Genomic DNA, 1548 nt, shown 5'->3' with positions numbered 1-1548 from the left:
AACGGCGACGTTCAACGGCGGCGGGAGTTTTCCACAGCCGCCATGACGGACGACACCGGCGTCGCCCACCTCGCGACCGCCTACCGGACGCCGTCGGTGCTGCTGTTCGGGCCGACGCCGCCCGCGCTGTGGGGGCCGCCTCCGGACCGTCCGGAGCACACCGTCCTGTGGAAGGAGCTGCGCGGCGATCCGCACGGCACCCGGCCCGATCCCGGGCTGCTCCGCATCACCCCCGGCGAGGTCGTCGCCGCCGCCGAGGGCCGACTCGCACGACCGGAAGGAGCGACACCATGAAACGCGCCGTCGTGACCGGCGGGGCCGGGTTCCTCGGCTCGCACCTCTGTGAGGCGCTGCTCGACCGCGGGACCGCCGTGGTCTGCGTCGACAACCTGCTCACCGGGACGCACGAGAACGTCGCCCGGCTCGCCGGGCGGGCCGGGTTCCGGTTCCTGCACCGCGACCTGACCCGCCCGCTGGACGTGCCGGGACCGATCTCGCACGTGTTCCACTTCGCCTCGGCCGCCTCGCCGGCCGACTACCTGCGGCTGCCGATCCAGACCCTGGACGTGGGCAGCCAGGGCACCCGCAACGCCCTGGAACTCGCCGAGCGCCACGACGCGCGGTTCGTCCTGGCGTCCACCTCGGAGGTGTACGGCGACCCGCAGGTGCACCCGCAGCCCGAGGGCTACTGGGGGAACGTGAACCCGGTCGGCCCGCGCAGCGTGTACGACGAGGCGAAGCGGTTCGGGGAGGCGCTCACCGCCGCGTTCCGGCAGGCGCGGGGGCTGGACACCGCGATCGTGCGGATCTTCAACACCTACGGTCCGCGGATGCGCCCCGACGACGGCCGGGCGATCCCGACCTTCCTGCGGCAGGCGCTCGCGGGCGAGCCGCTCACCGTCACCGGGGACGGCTCCCAGACCCGGTCGATCTGCTACGTCTCCGACACCGTCCGCGGGATCGTGCAGCTCGCCGGGTCCGGGCATCCGGGCCCGATGAACATCGGCAGCCCGTTCGAGGTCAGCATGTCGAACCTGGCGGAACTGGTCATCGAGCTGACCGGTTCGCGGTCGCCGATCCGGTACATCGAACGCCCGGTGGACGACCCCGGCGTCCGGCGGCCCGACACCTCGCTGGCCCGCCGCACGCTCGGCTGGGAGCCCGAGGTGTCGGTCGAGGACGGCCTGCTCGACACCCTCGACTGGTTCAGGGTCGCGCTGCGGCAGGCCGCCTGACCCGCAGGCACCAGTCCCACATCCGGTCCAGGGCGGCCTCGTCCAGCAGCGGCGGGGCCGCCTCCTCGGGGACGGTCACGACCGCGGGCCAGGCCCAGGCGCGGGCCTGCGCGGTGACCTTCGCTCCCCCGCCGACCGGGTCCACCGCCAGCGCGGGGATGCCGTTCTTCAGCGCGAGGACGAGCCCGTGCAGCCGCGTCGTCACGACCAGGTCGCAGCGGCGCAGCACGCTCTCCAGCTCGGCCGGCGTGGTGGGCAGCCGCCAGTCCCGCGGGTCCAGCCGGGTGTCGATGGGGACCCGGGCGCAGTCGCG

General features: G+C 74.2%; 3 protein-coding genes. 2 read left to right on the top strand and 1 reads right to left on the bottom strand.

Annotation, left to right across the window (positions count from 1 at the left end):
* Together AB0J52_RS39935 and AB0J52_RS39930 are read left to right on the top strand one after the other, a co-directional pair.
* The coding region (locus AB0J52_RS39935; protein ID WP_500188363.1) for a glycosyltransferase family 9 protein at positions 1–294 on the top strand (294 nt) is incomplete at its 5' end.
* Positions 291–1235, top strand: coding sequence for an NAD-dependent epimerase/dehydratase family protein (locus tag AB0J52_RS39930; RefSeq protein ID WP_500188361.1), 945 nt, complete (start codon positions 291–293; stop codon positions 1233–1235). The genes AB0J52_RS39935 and AB0J52_RS39930, both read left to right, overlap by 4 nt.
* On the opposite strand, the gene AB0J52_RS39925 is transcribed toward AB0J52_RS39930, so the two are convergent.
* A partial coding sequence (locus AB0J52_RS39925) for a polysaccharide pyruvyl transferase family protein (protein WP_500188359.1) occupies positions 1207–1548 on the bottom strand: 342 nt, incomplete at its 5' end. The two genes, AB0J52_RS39930 and AB0J52_RS39925, sit on opposite strands and share 29 nt — an antisense overlap.

The sequence above is a fragment of the Spirillospora sp. NPDC049652 genome (assembly GCF_040675125.1).
Classification (GTDB): Bacteria; Actinomycetota; Actinomycetes; order Streptosporangiales; family Streptosporangiaceae; genus Spirillospora.
The sequence above is the reverse complement of the archived record's forward strand: the minus strand, read 5'-3'. Positions and strand labels throughout refer to the sequence as shown.